This window comes from Corallococcus sp. AB030, from assembly GCF_003668965.1.
Lineage (GTDB): Bacteria > Myxococcota > Myxococcia > Myxococcales > Myxococcaceae > Corallococcus > Corallococcus exiguus.
The window spans coordinates 1-5362 of record NZ_RAWQ01000347.1 but is presented as its reverse complement, the minus strand read 5'-3'; the positions used below and the strand labels follow the sequence as shown (position 1 = coordinate 5362).

Annotated in this window: 4 protein-coding genes and 1 pseudogene; all 5 read left to right on the top strand. The window is 70.8% G+C overall.

Annotated elements, in window-relative coordinates:
* Positions 1-114, top strand: a pseudogene (locus D7Y15_RS41890) (IS5/IS1182 family transposase); the annotation flags it as partial.
* A 24-nt stretch (positions 115-138) separates the two neighbouring features.
* Entirely contained in the window at positions 139-1629 is a 1491-nt protein-coding gene (locus D7Y15_RS41885) for a long-chain fatty acid--CoA ligase (RefSeq protein WP_121756052.1), read from the top strand.
* Positions 1630-1845: 216 nt separating this feature from the next.
* A complete protein-coding gene (locus D7Y15_RS41880; RefSeq protein WP_120580468.1) occupies positions 1846-2583 on the top strand; it encodes a response regulator transcription factor in 738 nt (245 codons plus the stop codon).
* Positions 2580-4016 (top strand): HAMP domain-containing sensor histidine kinase, encoded by a 1437-nt coding sequence (locus tag D7Y15_RS41875; protein WP_121756051.1) that lies wholly within the window; start codon positions 2580-2582, stop codon positions 4014-4016. The genes D7Y15_RS41880 and D7Y15_RS41875 overlap by 4 nt, the downstream gene beginning before the upstream one ends.
* A 45-nt stretch (positions 4017-4061) precedes the next feature.
* Positions 4062-5362: efflux RND transporter periplasmic adaptor subunit (locus D7Y15_RS41870; RefSeq protein ID WP_121756053.1), on the top strand; the 1301-nt coding region annotated here is incomplete at its 3' end.

Below are 5362 nucleotides of genomic sequence, written 5' to 3'. Positions count from 1 at the left end.
TGCATGTTCCACCGCCTCAAGCGCTTCCGCGCCGTGGCCACCCGCTACGAGAAGACCGCCACCAACTACCTGGCGGTCCTCCACCTGGCCTGCATGATGCTTTGGCTTAATTAGGGACACCCCCTAGCATCCAGGGGCATGCCCATCGTCCACGACTGGCTGGCCCGGCGGGCTTCGCTCGCCCCGGAGCGCACGGCGCTCGTTGATTCGCTCCGGGGTGGGCGGCGCATCTCGTGGGCGGAGTGGAATGACTCCGCCCACCGGACCGCGCTGCTGCTTCGCGACCTGGGCGTGGGCGTGGGGGACCGCGTCTCCGTGCTGGCCTCCAACGGCGTGGAGACGCTGGACCTCGTGTTCGCCTGCGCCAAGCTGGGCGCCGTGCTCCAGCCGCTCAACTGGCGCCTGGGCGTGGAGGAGCTCCACGGCCTGCTCTCCGATGTCGCCCCCTCCGTCGTCTGCTTCGGGCCGGAGTTCCGCGCTCAAGTCGACGCCTTGCGCCCCCGGCTCCCGGCGCACTGGGTCTGCCTGGCGGATCCGCTCTTCTGCTCCCGCGAGACCCTGACCGGCGCGCTGCCCTCCATCGAACTGGAGGCGGATGCTCCCTGGGTGCTGTGCTCCACCGGTGGGAGCACCGGGCTTCCGAAGTCCGCCGTGCTCACGCATGGCTCGCTCACCGCCAATGCCGTGAACACCGTCGTCAGCTGGGGCCTCACCCAGGACGACGTGGCGCTGCTCAACGCGCCCCTGTTCCACACCGGCGGCCTCAATGTCTTCACGCTGCCGCTGGTGCTTGCTGGCGGCGCCTCCGTCGTGTGCCGGTCCTTCGACGTGGCGCAGTGCTTCGACCTCATCCACTCGGGCTCCGTGAACCTTGTGTTCGGAGTGCCCACCATGTTCATCGAGATGCAGCGGCATCCTCGCTTCGAGGCCGTGGACTTCTCCCGACTCAAGCTGCTCATCAGCGGCGGCGCTCCCTGTCCCGCTCCCGTCTTCGAGCGCTTCTTCGCCCGTGGCATTCCCTTCCGCACCGGCTACGGCCTCACCGAGGCCGGGCCCAACAACTTCTTCCTCCCCGACGCCGTCATGCGCACGCACCAGGGCTTCGTCGGCGTGCCCCTCTTCCACGTCGAGGCGCGCATCGACGGTGAACAGCGCCCCGGTGACGTGGGCGAATTGCTTCTTCGCGGCCCCCACCTGTGCGCCGGCTACTGGCGCCGCCCGGAGGAGACCGCCCGCGTCATCGTGGACGGCTGGCTCCATACCGGCGACCTGGCCTCCCGCGACGCTCAGGGCCTCTTCCGCATCGAGGGCCGCGCCAAGGAACTCATCATCTCCGGCGGCGAGAACATCCACCCCTCCGAGGTCGAGAGCGTCCTCGCAGGCCACCCCGACGTCGCCGAGGTCGCCGTCATCGGCGTCCCCGACCCCAAGTGGGGCGAAGTCCCCCGCGCCCTCGTCGTCCCCCGACCCGGTGCGGCACCCACACTGGAGGCGCTGGGCGCCTTCTGCTCGGGCCGGCTTGCCCGTTACAAGCTGCCCCGGACGCTGCGGCTGCTGGACGCCCTGCCTCGCACCCCGGCGGGCAAGGTGGACCGGCGGGCGCTCACCCGGCTGCACGGCGAGCCCTGAATTTCCGTCCGTTGCGGCCGTCCCCCTGAAACCCTCTGGATGGCCCGCCGGACCTCCGTTCGTAATATTTCGTCATGGGCCCGTAGCCCCTTGGAAATGTAGGGGTGAGAGGTTGCAGGTCGCGGCCCGGAGGCGGACCGCGGGGCCCGGACTTAACGGAGAGAAGCCCGGGCCCTCATTCGCCTCCGGTCCGCATCCCTCGCGGAGACCCGACCCATGGAGACAACCCCTCGCCCCACGCCCTCCGAGGAGGCCACCATTCAGGTGCTCCTCGTCGAGGACGATGAACGCCTGGCGCGGCTCACCGCCCGCTACCTCCAGGAGCACGGCATCATCGTCACCGTCTCCGCCTCCGGCACCGACGCGCTCCTCCAGACGGCCCGCCACACCTTCGACGTCATCCTCCTGGACCTCATGCTCCCTGGCCGCGACGGCCTGGAGGTCTGCCGCGAGCTGCGCACCCGCACGGACGTCCCCATCATCATGCTCACCGCGCGCGGCGAGGAGGCCGACCGCGTCCTGGGCCTCGAGTCCGGCGCGGATGACTACCTGCCCAAGCCCTACTCGTCGCGCGAGCTGCTCGCCCGCATCCGCGCCCAGGTGCGCCGCGCTCGCGGCAAGGTGGGCCCTACCAGCCACCCCGTGCACGCGGGCCGCCTGGTGCTGGACCCTCGCAGCCTGAGCGCGTCCCTGGACGGCAAGCCGCTGTCCCTCACCACCTACGAGTTCAGCCTGCTGCGCGTCCTGGCCGAGCGCGCTGGCCGCGTCCTCAGCCGTGAGCAGCTGCTCGACCTGGTGAAGGGCAGCGCGGACGAGGTGTTCGACCGCTCCGTGGACGTGCACATCTTCCGCCTTCGCCAGAAGCTGGAGGTGGATCCGCGCAACCCGCGCCTGCTCAAGACGGTCCGCGGTGCCGGCTACATGCTGGCCACCGAGACCGAGGCGGAGCCGTGAAGTTCTTCCGGATGCCCATGGGCCTGCTCCCCCGCATCTACCTGGTGGGAGTCATTCAAATCCTGCTCGTGGGCGTGTCGCTCATGCTCGCGCGCGACCTCCTGCGCAACGAGTCCTGGCGCAACCGCTTCGACGACGAGCTGTCCTACTTCGTCGACGAGTGGTCCGCCCTGCGCGACACCCCCGCCGAGCTCCAGGCGTCGCTCGAACGCGCCCAGCAGCGCATGGGCATGCGCGTCACCCTGCGCGACGCGGAGGGGACGCTGCTCGGCAACACGCGTCCGGACCCCGCGCCCCCGCTCAGGCCCGAGGAGCTCTCCGCCGTCAGCTCGCGAGTCACCCGCAGTGGCCCTCGCGGACCGTTCCCAGGGGCTGGCAGCGGCCCTGGCCGCATGCTGGTGGTGAGCCCCTTTCCGGGCCCCATCCAGGTCTATGCCGCCGTGTCCCTGCCCCCGCCGCCTCCTCCTCCGGACGGCGACCGGCAGACGGCCATCATCGTGGGGCTCGTGCTGGCGTGTACCGCCATCACCTCCGTCGTCTTCGCGCGCACGCTCGCGGGCCCGCTGGAGAAGCTGGCGTCCGCGGCGCGTGCGTTTGGCGCCGGACGGCTGGACGTGCGCGCGGGCCTGCGCCGCAAGGACGAGCTGGGCCTGGTGTCCGAGGCCTTCGACGAGATGGCCGGCCGCATCACCCAGCTGCTGCGCTCGCAGAAGGAGCTGCTCGCCAACGTGTCGCACGAACTGCGCACGCCCCTGTCCCGCATCCGCGTGGCGCTGGACCTGGCCGCGGAGGGCGACGCGCAGACGGCGCGCGAGCTGTTGCCCGACATCACCGAGGACCTGTCCGAGCTGGAGCGCCTGGTGTCGGACGTGCTCACCACGTCCCGCCTGGAGCTGGTGACGGAAGGCGCCAGCGGCGTGCCTCCCTTGCGCCTGGAGCGCGTGGACGCGAACGCGCTCCTGGACAAGGCCGCCGCCCGCTTCCACACCGCTCGGCCGACGCACCGGCTGGAGGTCCAGGTGGACGGCACGCTGCCCGCGCTGGAGGCGGACCCCGTGCTGCTGCGGCGCGTGTTGGACAACCTGCTCGACAACGCGGGGAAGTACTCGGAGCCTGGCACCACCGTGAAGCTGCACGCTCGGGCGGCGGGCGACGGTCTCCAGGTGGACATCCAGGACCAGGGCATCGGCATCGAAGCGCAGGACCTGTCGCGCGTGGGCACACCCTTCTTCCGCACCGACCGCAGCCGCGCTCGCACCACCGGCGGCGTGGGCCTGGGGCTGGCGCTGGTGCGCCGCATCCTGGATGCGCACCACGGCCGCCTCACGCTGGAGAGCCAGCCGGGCCAGGGCACCACCGCGCGTGTCGTGCTCCCCGGAGTGGGAGCGGCGGACACACCGGATGGCCGCCTCGCCGCGGGTCATCTTTCGTAATAGAGACGAGATTCGCCGAAACATTTCAAAACGTAGATAAGGGGCATGAAGGCCTTGAGCGAGATGCCGCGGGAAGCGCCGGCCCTGGCGCCGGTGGAGCTGGATGAGGACGAGGGTCGCAAGCGTGGCATTCCGCGCTGGGCCTGGGTCCTGGCAATCCTGGTGGTGGCGGGCGCGGGGGTGTTCTGGCGCATGCGCGCTGGAAACCAGGCGGACGCCGTCACCTACGACACGACCCCCGCCGAGGCCCGGAAGCTCACGGCCAAGGTGACGGCCACCGGCACCGTGGCGGCGCTGGTGACGGTGCAGGTCGGCAGCCAGGTCTCCGGTCGCATCCAGGAGCTGATGGTCGACTACAACTCGCAGGTGAAGAAGGGGCAGGTCATCGCCCGCATCGACCCGCAGCTGGTGCAGGCCGCGCTGGACCGGGCGAAGGCGAACATGATGGCCTCGCGCGCGAACCTCCAGAAAGCGCGCGTCAACGCGGACGTGGCGAAGAAGCAGGCCGTGCGTTCGCGCGAGCTGCGCGCCCAGCAGTTCATCTCCCAGTCCGAGCTGGAGACCGCGGAGTCCGCCGCCGCCAACGGGCAGGCGGAGGTGACGGCCGCGGAGGGCTCGGTGGCCCAGGCGCAGGCCGCGCTCAACGAAGCGGAGGTGAACCTCAAGTACACGACCATCGTGTCGCCCACGGACGGCATCGTCATCTCGCGCAGCGTGGACGTGGGCCAGACGGTGGCCGCGTCCCTCCAGGCGCCCGTGCTCTTCACCATCGCGGAGGACCTGCGGAAGATGCAGGTCAACACCAGCATCGCGGAAGCGGACGTGGGCAAGCTGCAGCCCGGCCAGAAGGCCACCTTCACCGTGGACGCCTTCTCGGGGGAGACCTTCGAGGGCGTCATCCGGCAGATCCGCAACGAGGCCATCACCGTGCAGAACGTGGTGACCTACCTGGCCGTCATCGACGTGCCGAACCCGGACCTGAAGCTCAAGCCGGGCATGACCGCCAACGTGACCATCGTCACGCAGCAGAAGGACCAGGCCCTGTCCGTGCCCAACACGGCACTGCGCTACCGCCCGGTGCCTTCTCCGGACGCCGCCGCGCAGGCTCCGGCCCAGCAGGCCCCGGCCGGCATGCGCACCGTCTACGTGTTGCGCCGCCAGCCGGAGCAGAAGCCGCAGCCTGTCGCCGTGAACGTGCGCACCGGCATGACGGACGGCACGTTCACGGAGGTGGTGGAGGGTGAATTGAAGGCGGGCGACCGCGTCATCACCGCCGCGAACTCGGCGGCGGGCGCGACGCCCTCCGCGGCTCCGTCGGGCGCGAGCCCCCTCGGTGGTGGGGGCGG